This window comes from Pseudomonas psychrophila HA-4 (assembly GCF_000282975.1).
Classification (GTDB): domain Bacteria; phylum Pseudomonadota; class Gammaproteobacteria; order Pseudomonadales; family Pseudomonadaceae; genus Aquipseudomonas; species Aquipseudomonas psychrophila_A.
Genome location: NZ_ALJC01000094.1, coordinates 31,867 through 48,152, shown reverse-complemented (window position 1 = coordinate 48,152; position 16,286 = coordinate 31,867). Strand labels below are relative to the sequence as shown.

The 16,286-nt window shown below is 57.3% G+C and carries 13 protein-coding genes; 5 read left to right on the top strand and 8 right to left on the bottom strand.

Annotation, left to right across the window (positions count from 1 at the left end):
- Positions 1-22: 22 nt before the first annotated feature.
- The 3 genes from B347_RS0115230 to B347_RS0115220 all read right to left on the bottom strand — a co-directional run bounded on the left by B347_RS0115230 (position 23) and on the right by B347_RS0115220 (position 2,353).
- Positions 23-616 carry an RBBP9/YdeN family alpha/beta hydrolase gene (locus B347_RS0115230; RefSeq protein WP_272942650.1) on the bottom strand — a complete coding sequence of 198 codons (594 nt, stop codon included), beginning with the start codon at positions 614-616 and terminating at the stop codon, positions 23-25.
- 7 nt (positions 617-623) lie between these two features.
- The gene (locus B347_RS0115225; protein ID WP_019410554.1) at positions 624-1,484 is read right to left on the bottom strand and encodes a carboxylate/amino acid/amine transporter; all 861 of its coding nucleotides are present in this window, start codon (positions 1,482-1,484) and stop codon (positions 624-626) included.
- A gap of 269 nt (positions 1,485-1,753) precedes the next feature.
- Positions 1,754-2,353, bottom strand: coding sequence for an FMN-dependent NADH-azoreductase (locus B347_RS0115220; RefSeq protein WP_019410553.1), 600 nt, complete (start codon positions 2,351-2,353; stop codon positions 1,754-1,756).
- Between the two features lie 215 nt (positions 2,354-2,568).
- On the opposite strand from B347_RS0115220, the gene B347_RS0115215 reads away from it, so the two are divergent.
- The 4 genes from B347_RS0115215 (at position 2,569) to aqpZ (ending at position 7,067) form a co-directional block, all read left to right on the top strand.
- Entirely contained in the window at positions 2,569-3,492 is a 924-nt protein-coding gene (locus B347_RS0115215; RefSeq protein ID WP_019410552.1) for a LysR family transcriptional regulator, read from the top strand.
- A gap of 169 nt (positions 3,493-3,661) precedes the next feature.
- On the top strand, positions 3,662-4,249 hold the full coding sequence (locus B347_RS0115210) for a peptidylprolyl isomerase A (RefSeq protein WP_019410551.1): 588 nt from the start codon (positions 3,662-3,664) through the stop codon (positions 4,247-4,249).
- Between the two features lie 84 nt (positions 4,250-4,333).
- Positions 4,334-6,166, top strand: a complete 1,833-nt coding sequence (locus B347_RS0115205; RefSeq protein ID WP_019410550.1) for an ABC transporter ATP-binding protein — start codon at positions 4,334-4,336, stop codon at positions 6,164-6,166.
- A gap of 199 nt (positions 6,167-6,365) precedes the next feature.
- Positions 6,366-7,067 (top strand): aquaporin Z, encoded by a 702-nt coding sequence (gene aqpZ / locus B347_RS0115200; RefSeq protein WP_019410549.1) that lies wholly within the window; start codon positions 6,366-6,368, stop codon positions 7,065-7,067.
- Positions 7,068-7,085: 18 nt separating this feature from the next.
- On the opposite strand, the gene B347_RS0115195 is transcribed toward aqpZ, so the two are convergent.
- On the bottom strand, positions 7,086-8,210 hold the full coding sequence (locus B347_RS0115195; protein ID WP_019410548.1) for a GNAT family N-acetyltransferase: 1,125 nt from the start codon (positions 8,208-8,210) through the stop codon (positions 7,086-7,088).
- A gap of 448 nt (positions 8,211-8,658) precedes the next feature.
- Here B347_RS0115195 and B347_RS0115185 point away from each other — a divergent pair, with 448 nt between their 5' ends.
- Positions 8,659-9,951: a putative porin gene (locus B347_RS0115185; RefSeq protein ID WP_026014217.1), complete on the top strand. Its 1,293-nt coding sequence runs from the start codon at positions 8,659-8,661 to the stop codon at positions 9,949-9,951.
- A 117-nt stretch (positions 9,952-10,068) separates the two neighbouring features.
- Here the strand turns inward: B347_RS0115185 and B347_RS0115175 are convergent, their stop codons facing one another.
- The 4 genes from B347_RS0115175 to hrpA all read right to left on the bottom strand — a co-directional run bounded on the left by B347_RS0115175 (position 10,069) and on the right by hrpA (position 16,244).
- A complete protein-coding gene (locus B347_RS0115175; protein ID WP_019410544.1) occupies positions 10,069-10,302 on the bottom strand; it encodes an anti-sigma factor family protein in 234 nt (77 codons plus the stop codon).
- On the bottom strand, positions 10,296-10,907 hold the full coding sequence (locus B347_RS0115170) for an RNA polymerase sigma factor (protein WP_019410543.1): 612 nt from the start codon (positions 10,905-10,907) through the stop codon (positions 10,296-10,298). The genes B347_RS0115175 and B347_RS0115170 overlap by 7 nt, the downstream gene beginning before the upstream one ends.
- Positions 10,908-11,030: 123 nt before the next feature.
- A complete protein-coding gene (locus B347_RS0115165) occupies positions 11,031-12,152 on the bottom strand; it encodes a beta-ketoacyl-ACP synthase III (RefSeq protein WP_019410542.1) in 1,122 nt (373 codons plus the stop codon).
- Between the two features lie 180 nt (positions 12,153-12,332).
- Positions 12,333-16,244, bottom strand: coding sequence for an ATP-dependent RNA helicase HrpA (gene hrpA, locus B347_RS0115160; protein ID WP_019410541.1), 3,912 nt, complete (start codon positions 16,242-16,244; stop codon positions 12,333-12,335).
- Positions 16,245-16,286: the final 42 nt, after the last annotated feature.

Sequence of the window (16,286 nt, the reverse complement as noted above, 5' to 3'; positions counted from 1 at the left end):
CGCTCGCTCCTGAACCCTAAGGTTAGCTGAGTTTAAACTGCGGATCGCCCGTGAGCTTGTGCAACAAATCGATGCCCTGAGGCCAGGCACCGAGACCACTTTGACCGTTAATATGCTTCATCGCCTGTAACCAGACCAACTCACTCCCCCATGCCTCGCTGAAGGCCGCAGCCCTCTCAACGCTGACATAAGGGTCATCCGTGCTGGCCACTGTGATCGAATCGAAAGGCAATGGGCTCAGGCGCATAGGGGTAAAACCCGAAGTCCCTGAAGGGTAGCTGGGCGCTTCAGTATCGCTGGGAGCTACCAGCAGCGCTCCGCGCACGCGTTTGGCTGCGTCCGGGTATTGCTGCGACCACGTTGCTATCAGGTTGCACGCCAAGCTGTGCCCCACTAAAACAACCGGACGCTCGCTGGACATCACTTTCTCGTGCAATCGCTGCACCCAGTCTGCGCAGACTGGCGTTTCCCAGTCATGTTGCTTCACCCGTTTCAGCCCGCTGTAGTTCTTCTCCCACAACGTTTGCCAATGATCCTCTCCCGAGTTGCGCAAACCCGGCAAGATCAACACTTTGACTGTCATCCCGGCTCTCCTGTAAGGCGCTAGATAGGTCACGATGACCTTAGCCCCTCACAGCCCTGCGGTCTAGCCGACTGATCCAGACGGCCAGCAGAATCACCGTCCCGCCCAGAAACAACCTGCCCAGCGGTTCATGCTGGTTCCAGATAAGCAGGTTGAGCAGCAAGCCCACCGGCACATGCAGGTTATTCATCACCGCCAAGGTGCCACCACTGACCAGGCATGCACCTTTGTTCCACCAGTACATACCCAGAGCCGTCGAAACCAAGCCCAGAAATAGCAGCACAGCCCATTGCAGGGGCGCATCGGGTAGAAAGTGAGCTTTACCAAACAGCAGAAAGGCCGGTAATACCACGGCCAAAGCGCCCAGATAAAAGAACCCGAAACGCCGGTAATGCGGCAATTCACTCGGGTAGCGGGCCACCAAGTGTTTGTACAGCACCTGACCGGCGGCATAGGTGAAGTTGGCCAATTGCAGCAGCAGGAAGCCTTTGAAGAAGTCCGGGCTGATGCTATCGAAGCGAATCACCGCGGCGCCCGATACCGCCACCAGCGCGGCGACCAAGGCCCACGGATTGAAGCGGCGGTTAAGCGCGTCTTCGATCAACGTAACGTGCAGCGGCGTCAGGATGGTGAAAAGCAGCACTTCGGGCACCGTCAGCACTCGAAAGCTCAAGTACAGACAGACGTAGGTTATACCGAACTGCAAGGCGCCAATCAGCAGCATGCCGCGCATAAAGCCGGGTTCGACCTGACGCCAGCGCGTCAGTGGAATGAATACCAGGCCGGCCAACACCACACGCACCAATACCGCAAAGTAACTGTCGACATGCCCAGCCAGATACTCGCCAATCAGGCTGAAGGAAAACGCCTGAATCAGCGTCACAAATAACAAATAGCCCATAAATCTCTCGCCCATAAATCGTGACTGCTGATGAGCGCAAATGCCGGTCAGCTCAGTTGAATGGACGCGACCTTAGCGGTTTTTCATAACCCTGCGCTATCTGCTCCTGAGTCGCAGGCAAAAAAAACCCGATCTAGCGCAAGGGCTGATCGGGCGATAGCACTCAACGAGAGCGCCAAGGGAGGTTCGATGCGCGAACCGCTTGCTTGAAGGAGCAATGGAGCGAATTAAGCCATGTCGTGATTATCTGTCGATTAACAGGTCATGTTTCATGCCACATCAGAGAGCTTGGTTTGGGCCTGGCTCAAACCCTTTTCCTGAAAATCACTGCCAAGGTTCATCCCTTCAGCGTGGATAAAGGTCACGTCGTGGATGCCGATAAACGCCAGTACCTGGCGCAGATACGGTTCTTGATGATCTGTGGTGCTACCCGCATATATCCCGCCTCGCGCTGTCAGCACGTATGCTTTCTTGCCGTACAAAAGACCTTGCGGCCCGGTGTCGGTGTATTTGAACGTAACGCCCGCACGCAGCACATGATCCAGCCAGGCTTTGAGGGTGCTGGGGATTGCAAAGTTGTACATCGGGGCCGCTAGCACCAGAACGTCAGCGTTTAGCAGCTCATCTGTCAGTTCATCGGAGCGCTGCAACGAGGCCTGTTCGGCGGTACTGCGTTGCGCTTCGGGTTTCATCCAGCCGCCCAGCAGGTTGGCGTCCATATGCGGCACCGGGTTCAAGGCCAGGTCGCGGACGGCCACGGGGTCAGCCGGGTGGGCCGCTTTCCATTGACTGATGAACTGCTGAGTTAACTGACGAGAAAATGACCCCTCTAGTCGAGCACTACTTTCAACGATCAGAACATTAGACATGGTAGATAGGCTCCATCTGAAAATGCTGTAAGGCGATGGAGTAAATACTAGAAGGCATTAGATTGATGAAAAAGCGCAAATACCTGCTACAACCTATCTATAAATTTGTTTATTTGTTTAACGAGGGATGCGAGGATTCGGCCACGAAATGCACTTAAGGCAACGGCTCCTGCATTCGAGTGCATCGCAACGCCCTAACACCAGAGGAATACAACGTGAAAGCGCCCCGTGTGACCCTTGATCAATGGCGCACCCTGCAAGCAGTAGTCGATCACGGCGGCTTTGCCCAGGCTGCCGAAGTCCTGCACCGCTCGCAGTCGTCTGTCAGCTATACCGTGGCTCGTATGCAAGATCAGCTCGGCGTGCCGTTGTTGCGCATTGACGGGCGGAAAGCAGTGCTCACCGAGGCAGGCAATGTATTACTGCGCCGCTCTCGCCAACTGGTGAAGCAGGCCAGTCAGCTTGAAGACCTCGCCCATCACATGGAACAAGGCTGGGAAGCCGAAGTCCGGCTGGTGGTCGATGCCGCCTACCCCAACGCACGGCTGGTTCGCGCCTTGACCGCCTTTATGCCGCAAAGCCGCGGCTGTCGTGTGCGCCTGCGTGAAGAGGTGCTGTCGGGCGTGGAAGAAGTCCTGCTGGAAGGCGTGGCCGACCTGGCCATCAGCAGCTTCAATATTCCCGGTTATCTGGGCACTGAGTTGAGCCCAGTCGAGTTTGTCGCCGTGGCCCATCCCGATCACGCCTTGCACCGCCTGCAACGTGAGTTGCACTTCCAAGACCTTGAAAGCCAACTGCAAGTGGTGATTCGCGACTCGGGCCGCCAGCAACCACGCGACATGGGCTGGCTCGGCGCCGAGCAGCGCTGGACCGTGGGCAGCTTGGCCACCGCAGCCGCTTTTGTGGGCAGCGGCTTGGGCTTTGCCTGGTTGCCTCGGCACATGATTGAGCGTGAGCTCAAGGAGGGCGTGCTCAAGGCGCTGCCACTGGATCAAGGCGGCAACCGTCACCCGGTGTTTTTCCTCTACGCTAACAAGGACAAACCGCTGGGTCCGGCCACGCAGATTCTTGTCGAATTGTTGCGTACCTTTGACACCGCACCGCTGGACGCCGCATTTGCAGCGCCTCAACAAGCGTGAACATGACACGCTGATTTATCACAATGGTGGGCAGGAACATCGATCACGAATATCCTGTCCAAGGTTCGCGGCCAGCCCGCTGTAGCTGGCCTCATCACACCTCCCTATTCAACACACAGTGCGTGAGTTCACTGACGCCACTGCTTCTACCTCTCAGGATCCTTGACCCATGTTGAAAAAAATTGCCTTTGCCACCAGTGCTCTTTTGTTCGCTGCCAACCTGATGGCGGCGACACCTGCGGCAAACACAGCCCCCCAAGCAAACAAAGCACCGCATGTGCTGCTGGATACCAGCTTCGGCCCGATCGAAATCGAACTGGACCCGGTCAAGGCCCCCATCAGCTCTAAAAACTTTTTGGACTATGTCGACAGCGGTTTCTACAACAACACCATTTTCCACCGGGTAATCCCAGGCTTTATGGCGCAGGGTGGCGGGTTCACTGGGCAGATGGTGCAAAAAACCACACGCGACCCGATCAAGAACGAAGCGAGCAACGGCCTGCATAACGTACGTGGCACCTTGTCGATGGCGCGCACCTCCAACCCGAACTCCGCCACCAGCCAGTTTTTTATCAACGTGGCCGATAACGCAACTCTTGATCCGGGCCGCGATGCCGGTTACGCCGTGTTCGCAAAAGTCGTGAAAGGCATGGATATCGTGGACAACATCGTCAATACGCAGACCGGCAACAAATCTGGCATGCAGAACGTGCCGCTCGACCCGATCTACATCAAGTCTGCCAAACGCATCGACTAATCATTCGAATGCTGCGGGGGAGTCTGACCGGCCAAGGCCGGTCGCACCATTAAAGGAGAGCCCGCGTTGCGGGCGTGAGTGACCATGCTTTATCGTCGTTTTGAACAACTGATCGACATTTTTCGCGAAGCTCCCAGCGCCGCCCCGCCAAACACCGTTTGGGCGTTCTACCTTTACTACCTGCGTCAAGTCTGGCCAATCTTTGCCGCCCTGCTGGTGATCGGACTCGTGGCCGCCTTGATTGAAGTCTCGCTGTTCAGCTACCTGAGCACCCTAATTGATCTGGCCCAAGGCACGCCCAACGCCGATTTTTTCAAAATCCACAGCGCCGAGTTGATCTGGATGGCCGTGGTAGCGCTGATCATCCGCCCGGTTTTTTTCGGCCTGCATGACCTCCTCGTACACCAGACCCTGAGCCCGAGCATGACCAGCATGATCCGCTGGCAGAACCACAGTTATGTGCTCAAGCAAAGCCTCAATTTTTTCCAGAACGACTTCGCCGGGCGCATCGCCCAGCGCATAATGCAAACCGGTAACTCGTTACGTGACTCGGCGGTGCAGGCCGTCGATGCCCTGTGGCACGTGCTGATCTACGCCATCAGCTCCCTGGTGCTGTTTGCCGAAGCAGACTGGCGACTGATGATCCCGCTGCTGACCTGGATCGCGCTCTACATCGGCGCCCTGTATTACTTCGTGCCCAGGGTCAAGGAGCGCTCGGTCGTGTCATCCGATGCCCGCTCAAAATTGATGGGCCGTATCGTCGATGGCTACACCAACATCACCACCCTCAAGCTGTTTGCCCACACGAACTTCGAGCAACAGTACGCTCGCGAAGCAATCATCGAGCAAACCGAAAAAACCCAACTGGCCAGCCGCGTCGTGACCAGCATGGACGTGACGATCACCACCATGAACGGCCTGCTGATTGTCAGCACCAGCGGCCTCGCGCTGTGGTTGTGGAGCCAGTCGCTGATCAGCGTCGGCGCTATCGCTTTGGCCACCGGCCTGGTAATCCGCATCGTCAACATGTCCGGCTGGATCATGTGGGTGGTCAACGGCATTTTCGAAAACATCGGCATGGTTCAGGACGGTTTGCAAACCATTGCTCAACCCGTGGCCGTAAAAGATCGCGATAACGCTCCGCGCCTGACGGTCGATCGCGGCGAAGTGCGTTTTGAGCACGTGGACTTTCACTACGGCAAGCACAGCGGGATCATCGGCGACCTGAATCTGGTGATCAAACCCGGCGAAAAAATCGGCTTGATCGGCCCTTCGGGGGCGGGCAAATCGACGCTGGTTAACCTGCTGTTACGCCTGTACGACCTGCAAGGCGGAAGAATTCTGATAGACGGTCAGAATATCGCTGAAGTGACGCAAGAAAGCCTGCGCGAACAAATCGGCATGATCACTCAGGACACGTCTCTGCTGCACCGCTCGATCCGCGATAACTTGCTGTACGGCAAGCCGGACGCCACCGACGAAGAACTCTGGGAAGCGGTGCGAAAAGCCCGTGCCGATGAATTTATCCCGCAATTGTCAGACGCTCAGGGCCGCACCGGTTTTGACGCGCACGTGGGCGAGCGCGGGGTCAAGTTGTCAGGCGGCCAGCGCCAGCGCATCGCCATTGCGCGGGTGCTGCTTAAAAATGCGCCAATCTTGATCATGGACGAGGCCACCTCAGCCCTCGACTCCGAAGTCGAAGCAGCGATCCAGGAAAGCCTCGAAACCTTGATGCAAGGCAAAACCGTCATTGCCATCGCTCACCGGCTTTCAACCATCGCCCGCATGGATCGTTTAGTGGTACTCGAAAAAGGCCGGATTGCCGAGAGCGGAAGCCACAGTGAGCTGCTCGCCCATGGCGGTTTATATGCACGGCTCTGGCAACACCAAACGGGTGGATTTGTCGGCCTCGACTGATCCAAAAAGACCCATGCTGTAAAGCCCCTGAAACACATCGCCAGCGCCCGGTTTTAAAGGGCCCTGGCGTTTTTTTTGGTCCTGGATAATCCTCGTTCGCCTGCTGTAATGAAGTTAGGGTTCAGATGAATTCTGTCGTCAATTGCAGGATGCACAATCGTGTTTTTGAACGATAGATTTATCTATCCGGGATCTTTAAATGAACTTGCTCAAACGCTCGGCAACGGAGTTGATCGGCACTTTTTGGTTGGTTCTGGGTGGCTGTGGCAGCGCAGTGCTCGCCGCCGCCTTCCCGCACGTGGGTATTGGTTTACTCGGGGTGGCCCTGGCTTTTGGCCTCACCGTGCTGACCATGGCATTCGCTATTGGACATATCTCTGGCTGCCACCTCAACCCTGCCGTGTCGTTTGGCTTGTGGGTGGGAGGCCGTTTTCCTGCAAAAGAATTACCCGCCTACATCGTGGCCCAAGTGCTCGGTGGGATCATCGCGGCGGCGCTGCTGTATTTCATTGCCAGCGGCAAACCCGGCTTTGATCTGGCGGCCAGCGGGCTGGCTGCCAATGGTTATGGCGATCATTCACCCGGTGGTTACACCCTGATCTCGGGGCTGGTGTGCGAAGTGGTAATGACTGCAATGTTTATCCTGATCATCATGGGCGCCACCGATAAACGAGCCCCAGCAGGCCTGGCACCGATTGCTATCGGATTGGCCTTGACCCTGATTCACTTAATCTCGATTCCAGTCACCAACACCTCGGTCAACCCCGCACGCAGCACCGGCCCGGCCTTGATTGTGGGCGGCTGGGCACTTGAACAGTTGTGGATGTTCTGGCTCGCGCCACTGGTGGGCGCAGCCATGGGTGGCCTGACGTATCGCTGGCTGGGCAAAGAAGACCGTTGAGTGCAAGCCAGGCGAGTATCAGGCCTGCCGATAAGGCAGCGCCGTTCTCGCCTCTTCGGCATAGGCCAATACACCGACCCGTTCACGTTCAAGAAAATCACTGACGGCGGCTTTCAAACCTGGATGCCGCAGATAGTGCCAAGAGCGCGTAATGACCGGTTCAAAACCGCGTATCAGCTTGTGTTCTCCTTGAGCGCCCGCATCAAAACGTTGAATACCGTGAGCGATGGCGTACTCCATGCCCTGATAAAAACACGCCTCGAAGTGCAGGCGATCGTACTCGGCCAGGCAACCCCAGTAGCGGCCATATAAGCTGCCGCCGCCGATCAGGCTGAATGCCATGGCCACCGGCGTGGAGCCCTGCTTGGCCAGCACCAGCCGAATCGACTCGGGCATGCGCTCGGCCAACAGGCTGAAAAAGTCACGCGTCAGGTAGGGCGTTTGCCGCCGCACAGCGTAGGTGTTGGCGTAGCAGGCATACACAAAATCCCACTGTGCCTCTGTGACCTGCTGCCCTTCGAGCCATTCAAACTCAAAACCTTGCCCGGCCACTTGCTCACGCTCTTTGCGCATTTGCTTGCGCTTGCGTGAACTCAACGTGTCGAGAAAGTCCTGAAAGTCACGGTACTCACGGTTCTGCCAATGAAACTGGCAACCCAACCGCTGTAACCAGCCGGGCTGTTGCGCCAATGCCGTATCCGCCAGCGCATCGGTGAAGTTAATGTGCGCGCTGGACAGCCCTTCGATCTCCAGATAACCGGGTAATGCAGCCAATAACTCAAGACCGTCTTCGGCACGGCCTGCCAGCAATCGCGGCCCACAGACCGGACTGAACGGCACCGCCGTCAACAGCTTGGGGTAGTACTCGATCCCGGCGCGCTCACAGGCTTGCGCCCACTCGTGATCGAACACGTACTCGCCGTAGGAATGCCACTTGCGATAACTGGGCAGCGCTGCTTGTAACTGACCGTTTTCGTAATGCAGCAAGTGCTCGGGCTGCCAACCGGAATGCGGGCCAAGGCTGCCACTGTCTTCCAGCGCACTGAGAAAAGCATGACGCAAGAACGGTTGCGCCACTGGCACCAGTGCATCCCATTGCGCAGCCGAGATGGCCGACAAACTGTCCAGTCGTTGTAACGGCATTAATAGTCCCCGGAGCACTGCTTAGAGCGGGCGATGGTACCACCTGACTTGCGTTACCCCGTAGCAGTGGCCGAGCTCTGCGAAGCTACGTCCGACGACGCAGTCGTCGAAATTGAGCAGCTTCAGTGGTTTGGGAATAATCAGGCTTCAAGATTTTACGATCGCTTCGCAATCGGACGTAGCCTCGCAGAGCTCGGCAACTGCTACGTCTTGCAATGACCCCTTTCAGCCCCGCAACCGCTCTAGCACGCTGTCACAGACTTGCTATCAACCTGCCACTTTTCTGTCATACCTAGCCGCGATACTGACGCCGCTTCTTAGAAGTCGGGGTTATGAGTGGTCAGCCAGCCAACACGTGAGCGGCACATTCAAACCTCTTATTAGCGAGCCCATCAAGGGCCGATTGTTCATGGGATGGCTAGGGCCATTTCACTACTGGGAGATTCATATGCGTCTTGTTTCTACACGGGTTGCGGCGGGACTGTGTGGCGGGCTGGTATTGGCCATGAGTGTTCCAGCGAGCGCTGGCGTTGACGCAAAACTGCTTGAAATGCTCAAAGCAAACGGCTCTATTTCACCGGCTCAATACGCCGAACTGCAGACCGAGTTGACCAGCGAGAAACAAGCTCAGCAAGAAGCGGCTGCCGACCACGTCAAAAAATCCGACCTCTCAGCCTTTGAACAAAAAGTGGCATGGGCTGCCAAAACCGAACTCAAAGGCGACGTCCGCGTCCGCCAAGAAACCGTCAAAATCGACGGCGAATCTGGCGGTAAAGACAAGGACCGCCAACGTATTCGTGCTCGCTTGGGCGCTTACACAGAAATCGATCCACAAGTGAACACCGGTATCCGCATTGCCACTGGCGGCGGTGACGATGCCCGCTCCACCAACCAAGACCTCGACAACTACTTCGACAAGAAGCAGCTGTGGCTGGACATGGCTTACATCGACTACCACCCGACAGCAGTCAAGAACCTGCATCTGGTCGGCGGCAAAATGCCGCAACAATGGGTCAGCATGGGCGACGTCATCTGGGATAGCGACATCAACCCAGAAGGCCTGTCCGCGTCCTACAAGACCAATTTGGGTAACAGCGGCGTCGAGATGTTCGGCAGCGCCGGCTACTACACCCTCAAAGACAACGTGAACGGCGATGGTGTGCAGTTCAAAAACGACTTGAGCCTGTACGCGGGTCAATTGGGCGCTCGCTTCGCTCCGACCGACAGCCTGAAAGTCACCTTGGGCGGTAGCGTTTACGACTACCACAACGACGAAGACAGCACCTGCCCAACCACTGGGACCAAGACCACGCCTTGCGCCTTGGCAGTTAACGGCAACAGCACCAGCAAGTTCCGTCTGTACGAAGGCTTCGGTCAACTCGACATCGCCAACTTGCCAGTTCCACTGTCGCTGTACGGCCAATATGTTCATAACGCCGCGACCGACAGCGATCAGGACGATGCCTGGTTGGTGGGCTTCAAGAGCAAGCTCAACGCGTTCAGCCTGGACTACAACTACCGCGATACGCAGCGTAACGCCGTGGTCGGAGCATTCACTGACTCTGACTTCGCTAACGGTACTACCGGTTCACGCGGTCACAAGGTCAAAGTGGGTTACGAAATCGACAAGAACTTCGGTGTCGGTGTGACGTACTTCCTGACCAAAGCTGACTACGCAACGTCCACGCAAAAAGATGCAAGCACCAACACCCTGCAGTTGGACGTAGAAGCTAAGTTCTAACTACCGTTTCACGCAACAAACAAAACGCTGAAGTCATTCAGCGTTTTGTGTCCCAAATGCAGAGTGTGAATGGCGTCGGCCCCCTTCAAATCCACCGATGGCATTCACGCGCCTGCCCTATCTCTGACGCGAGTGCTCACTCATCATTCGCGCAACCGTCGCCTCCAGGTCACTGGGTAAGGGTACGGGCAACGCCTTCAAGGTTGCTCCCATCAAACGCATTTGCTTGATAAAGCGCCGACAATTGGGGCAGAACATTAAGTGATGACGCGCTTGCAAACGCTCACGAACACTCAATTGCCCGTCCAGTTGGTCACTTGCTCGCGCAACGTATTGCTTACAGCTCAACATTCGCCGGTCTCCTCGAAATGCTCAACGGTCGCAAACACTTTAAGCCGGGCACGATGCACCAGCACTCGAGCATTAGAGAGCGAAATATCGAGAAGATTACAAATTTGCTCCAGTTCCAGCCCCTGACGCTCGCGCAATACCAGCACAGAGCTTTGCAACTGCGGAAGGCTGAGCAACGTGTGCTCAAGGCACTCACGCAATTCGTCTTCGGTCAGTAACGCGTCTGGCGTGTCGTGGTGCCAGGCAAAGGGCGCCAGCAACCAGTGACCATCGCTGGCAAAACGATCCTCATCAATCGTGCCGTGCGGCGAGGGTAAATCGTCGAGCAAGACTTCGCGGCGGTTGTGTTTGAGGCGATTTTTGGCAGCGTTGGCGGTGATGGTCAGCAGCCACGTTTTCAGGCTCGATCGACCCTCAAACCCGGACAGATTGCGCACTACTGACAGCCAGGCATCCTGCACGGCCTCATCAGCATGGCGGCTGCCGACAATTGCATAGGCCACGGCACGCATGGCACCTTGGTAGGTGCTTACCAAGTCCCTAAAAGCCTGCTGCTCGCCCGCAAGCAGGCGCTGCAGTAATTCAGAGTCATTAGCAGCGGCCATTAGCGCTCCCGGATCAGAAAGAGCGGGCTTGCTCGCGATGCAAACGGCGCGGTGTTGCAGATCGACCGAGTTGCTTGAATCGCGAGCAAGCCCGCTCCCACACGATGTGTCTTAGGGCCTGTCTTAGCGTTTGCGCAGGATCACGCTGCCAATCGAGTAGCCCGCACCGAACGAGCTGAGCACTGCCACCGAACCACGGGCCAGGTCATCCTGATACGTGTGGAAGGCAATGACCGAACCTGCCGAACTGGTGTTGGCGTAAGTATCGAGAATTACCGGGGCTTCTTCGACTGAGGCTTCACGGCCCAGCAGACGCTTGACGATCAGGTGGTTCATGCTCAAGTTGGCTTGGTGCAACCAGAAGCGTTTGACCTCAGTCACGCTCAACTGGTTTTCTTCCAGGTGCTGACCGATCAGTTCAGCCACCATCGGGCAGACATCACGGAATACCTTGCGACCTTCCTGGACGAACAGTTTGTCTGGGCTGTCCGGATTTTCATCCGAGGCGCGATTGAGAAAACCGAAGTTGTTGCGGATGTTATTCGAGAACGTGGTCAGCAGTTTGGTGCTGACAATGTCGAACTGGTGCTCGGAGGTCGCCAGCTCTGCGCGTTCAACAATGACCGCGGTGGCGGCATCGCCAAAAATGAAATGGCTATCGCGGTCTCGGAAGTTCAAGTGACCGGTGCACACTTCAGGGCTGACCAACAGCACCGCGCGCGCCTGACCCAACTGCACGCTGTTGCTGGCCGTCTGAATACCGAAAGTGGCCGACGAACAGGCCACGTTCATGTCAAAACCAAAACCTTGGATACCCAGCGCGTGTTGCACTTCGATGGCGATTGCCGGGTACGGGCGTTGTAGGTTGGAACAGGCCACAATGACGCCGTCGATGTCGGCAGCGGTCTTGCCCGCACGTTCCAGCGCCTGCTTGGCCGCGCCGACAGCCATTTCGCAGAGCACCGACATGTCGTCGTTGGAGCGCTCAGGCAAACGCGGGCGCATACGCTGCGGGTCAAGAATGCCGTCCTTGTCCATCACAAAGCGGCTTTTGATACCTGATGCTTTTTCGATAAAAGGAGCGCTGGACTCGGCCAGTGGCTCAATGTCACCGGCCTCGATGGCAGCAGCATTGTCGGCGTTGAACTGTTGTACATACGCGTTGAAAGACTGCACCAACTCTTCGTTGGAAATACTGTTGGCCGGTGTGTACAGGCCGGTACCGCTAATGACGACGTTATACACGGTCGTTCCTCTTATTCTGTTCAAGCAGAAAATAGTCGTGTCAGGTATTTATAGCCGCGAAGTTTGCCATAAATGGCAACATCTGGGAGCGGGCTTGCTCGCGATAGCATCATCTCAGCGCGCCAGATGTACCGCGTTGCCTGCATCGCGAACACGCCCGCTCCCACGTGATGTTGTTATTTAAGCGTCCACTTGGCTCCATTGCTTGCTTAGCCGCTTGTCCGAAATCGGCACTTTAGTGCCCAGTTGCTGACCGAACAACGACACGCGGTACTCCTCCAGCCACCAGCGGTATAGCTCAAGTTGCGGGTCGCGTTTGCCTTCTTGTGCGTGTTTGGCAGCACGGGCCTGGTACTGCGCCCATAACCCACTCAGCTCCCCGCTCCAGACCCGGTCTTTCTGCACCTGGCTCGGAAGTTTTTCAAGGCGCATTTCAATCGCCTTGAGGTAACGCGGCAGCTCTTTGAGCCACACCGCTGGCGTTTCACGCACAAAGCCCGGGTACACCAAATGGCTCAGTTGCTGTTTGATGTCATTCAAGGCCACGGCTTGGGCCAGGTCAATCTTGCCCTTGAAGCGCTTTTGCAAACCGTGCCACAGCTTGAGGATGTCCAGCGTCAGCTTGGCCAGCTTTTCCGCGTGTTCAGTCCAAGCCCCGCGTTTGCGCTCGGCCAACGATGCAAGCCCTGCGCCATCACGCGGCAACACGCCTTCGCCTTCAAGGATGCAGTTGTCGAGGCTGGCCAGCAGAATGTCTTCAACCAGGCTCTCGACCCGGCCCAGCTCGCGGTACAACAAGCCCAACTCAGTCAGCCCTGGCAACTTGCCGCGCAAGAACTTGGCCGGCTCGGCCAGCTGTTGCATCAGCAACCGCTGCAAGGCACGCCGATGCTGGTACTCAGCTTCGGCTGGCGTCGAGAAGCGCCCTTCTTTGACGGTGTTGCCCTCTTCTACCAACGCCGGGTAGACCGTCATCGACAGCCCAGCGATCTTTTGCTGGGTTTTTTCAGCCACCGGCGCAAACACTTTGGCCTCAACCGGCTGCTGGCTTTTCGCCGTCTGCGGCACCGCCAGGGCGGCCTGACTGGCTTGCGCAAAGCGCGCCGTCAATTCGGCCAGGTCGCGGCCCTCGCCAAGAAACTTGCCCTCGCCGTCGACAACTTCGAGGTTCATCTTCAGATGATTCTCGACCTGCTGCGCAGCCTCGGCCCACGCCTCATCACTGACACGCGCACCGGTCATGCGTAACAATTCGCGCCCCAGCGCCTGCGGCAGCGAGCCTTCGGCAAATGCCATACGTTGCAGAGCAGCCTTGACGAAGTCGGGCACCGGCACAAAGTTTTTGCGCAACGCTTTGGGCAAGCTGCGCACCAGCGCAATGCACTTGGCTTCGATCATGCCTGGCACCAGCCACTCTAGACGCTCAGGTGGCAGCACCGGCAGCAACGGCGCAGGCACTTTGACCGTCACCCCGTCTCGCGGGTGGTTTGGCTCAAAGTGATAACTCAGCTCCAGGGTTAAATCCCCCAGGTGCAGGGTGTCCGGGTAATGCTTGGCAGTAATCTCGGTGGCTTCGCGCGCCAGCACGTCTTCTTCGCGCATGATCAGCAATTGCGGGTCTTTCTGGCTGTTGACCCGGTACCAGCTGTCAAAGGTGGCGGTCTGATGAATCTCGGCCGGCAGGCGTGCATCATAAAACGCATACAGGGTTTCTTCGTCCGCCAGAATATCGCGACGCCGGGCCTTGGCCTCCAGCTCATCAAGCTGTTCGAGCAATTGAGCATTGGCCGTCAGGCACTTGGCCCGCGACTGAATCTCGCCGCGCACCAGCGCTTCACGGATGAACAATTCACGCGACAGCACCGGATCAATCGGCCCGTAATGCACGGCCCGGCGACCGACTACGATCAACCCGAACAGCGTGATCTGCTCATAAGCCACCACTTGTCCGCGCTTCTTCTCCCAGTGCGGCTCAAAGTGATTCTTTTTGATCAAGTGCCCCGCCAGCGGCTCGATCCAATCCGGCTCAATCTTGGCCACCATCCGCGCATACAGCTTGGTGGTCTCGACCAACTCGGCGGTCATCAACCATTGCGGGCGCTTTTTGCCCAGCCCTGACGCGGGGTGAATCCAGAACCGGCGCTGACGCGCGCCTAGGTAGTCGCCGTCTTCGGTCTTTTGTCCGATTTGACTCAACAAGCCAGACAACACCGCCTTGTGCAGTTTTGGATAGTCAGCCGGGTCTTTGTTGACGGTGAGTTGCAGGTCGCGGCAAATCAAACTCAGTTGACGATGAGAGTCACGCCACTCGCGCAGCCGCAGGTAATTCAAAAAGTTCTTGCGGCACCAGTTACGCAGCGGGCTAGCCGTCAACGCCTGGCGCTGTTCCTCAAAGCCGCGCCATACGTTGATCAGCGCAGCAAAGTCCGAGTCGACGTCTTTCCATTGCGCGTGGGCCTGATCCGCAGCCTGCTGACGCTCGGGCGGCCGTTCACGCGGGTCTTGCACCGACATCGCACTGGCGACAATCAATACTTCCTGCAAACTGCCGAGCTTGGCGGCTTCCAGCAACATGCGGCCCATGCGCGGATCAACCGGCAGACGCGCCAATTGGCGACCCAGCGGCGTCAGCTGGTTCTCGCGGTTAACGGCCGACAGCTCTTGCAGCAAGTTGAAACCGTCGGTGATGGCCTTGCCATCTGGCGGTTCAATAAACGGAAACGCGGTAATTTCACCCAGACGCAGGTGCAGCATCTGCAAGATAACGGCCGCAAGGTTAGTACGCAGAATCTCTGGATCCGTGAATTCCGGGCGCCCATTGAAGTCTTCCTCGGCGTACAAACGCACGCAAATCCCCGGCTCAACCCGGCCGCAGCGGCCTTTACGCTGATTGGCGCTGGCTTGGGAGACGGCTTCAATCGGCAGGCGCTGCACCTTGGCCCGATAGCTGTAGCGACTGATGCGCGCAGTACCGCTGTCGATAACGTAGCGGATGCCCGGCACGGTCAGCGAGGTTTCAGCGACGTTGGTCGCCAGCACGACGCGACGCCCAGGGTGCGACTGGAAAATCCGTTGTTGCTCAGCCGGTGAAAGCCGGGCGTACAACGGCAGAATTTCGGTGTGCTTGAGTTGCGCCTTGCGCAGCATGTCAGCGGCATCGCGAATTTCACGCTCGCCGGGCAAAAACACCAGCACGTCGCCGGGGCTTTTGCGCTCGCTGCGTTCAAAGGCCGCGATTTCATCAAGGGTGGCAATGATCGCCTGATCGACGCTCAGGTCCTCTTCAACGCTGTTGCCCTCTTCGTCCTGTTCAGACGTCAGCGGGCGATACCAAGTATCGACCGGGAAGGTGCGGCCCGACACTTCAACTATCGGCGCATCGTTGAAATGCTTGGAGAAGCGCTCGAGGTCGATGGTGGCTGAAGTAATGATGACTTTTAGATCGGGGCGACGCGGCAGCAGAATCTTCAGATAACCCAGCAGGAAATCAATGTTCAGGCTGCGTTCGTGCGCTTCGTCGACGATGATCGTGTCATAGCGCTCGAGGTAACGATCGTGCTGGGTTTCGGCCAGCAAAATACCATCGGTCATCAGCTTGATCAGCGTGTTGGAATCGCTTTGATCCTCAAACCGCACCTGATACCCGACCAACGCGCCCAGCGGCGTGCCCAGCTCTTCGGCAACCCGGCTGGCCACACTGCGCGCAGCGATCCGGCGTGGCTGGGTGTGGCCGATCAAGCCATGTTGGCCACGGCCGATTTCAAGGCAGATTTTCGGCAACTGCGTGGTCTTACCCGAGCCGGTTTCACCGGCCAGAATCAACACCTGATGCTTGAGCAACGCAGCCTTGATCTCGTCTCGCTTGGCGGCAATCGGCAGGTTTTCGTCATAACCAATCAGCGGCACGCTGGCCGCCCGCGCCGTGACTTGCGCGCACGACGCCTGCACCCGCTCGGCCCACGCTGCCAACTTGGCGTCGTCAGGCTTTTTGCGCAACTCATGCAACTGCCGACGCAGCTTATGGCGGTCGGCAATCATGGCTTGATCGAGGTTTTTCAACAATTGGTCGATAGCAGGCGATTCGTCAGTCATCAGGTGCGCAAAAGTCTTGGTAAATGCAGGGGGCGGATTGTC

Bases quoted from the DNA above. Each gene is read 5' to 3' on its own strand.
- B347_RS0115225 (WP_019410554.1), bottom strand. From the start codon at position 1,484: ATGGGCTATTTGTTATTTGTGACGCTGATTCAGGCGTTTTCCTTCAGC.
- B347_RS0115220 (WP_019410553.1), bottom strand. From the start codon at position 2,353: ATGTCTAATGTTCTGATCGTTGAAAGTAGTGCTCGACTAGAGGGGTCA.
- B347_RS0115210 (WP_019410551.1), top strand. From the start codon at position 3,662: ATGTTGAAAAAAATTGCCTTTGCCACCAGTGCTCTTTTGTTCGCTGCC.
- B347_RS0115205 (WP_019410550.1), top strand. From the start codon at position 4,334: ATGCTTTATCGTCGTTTTGAACAACTGATCGACATTTTTCGCGAAGCT.
- aqpZ (WP_019410549.1), top strand. From the start codon at position 6,366: ATGAACTTGCTCAAACGCTCGGCAACGGAGTTGATCGGCACTTTTTGG.
- B347_RS0115195 (WP_019410548.1), bottom strand. From the start codon at position 8,210: ATGCCGTTACAACGACTGGACAGTTTGTCGGCCATCTCGGCTGCGCAA.
- B347_RS0115185 (WP_026014217.1), top strand. From the start codon at position 8,659: ATGCGTCTTGTTTCTACACGGGTTGCGGCGGGACTGTGTGGCGGGCTG.
- B347_RS0115175 (WP_019410544.1), bottom strand. From the start codon at position 10,302: ATGTTGAGCTGTAAGCAATACGTTGCGCGAGCAAGTGACCAACTGGAC.
- B347_RS0115170 (WP_019410543.1), bottom strand. From the start codon at position 10,907: ATGGCCGCTGCTAATGACTCTGAATTACTGCAGCGCCTGCTTGCGGGC.
- hrpA (WP_019410541.1), bottom strand. From the start codon at position 16,244: ATGACTGACGAATCGCCTGCTATCGACCAATTGTTGAAAAACCTCGAT.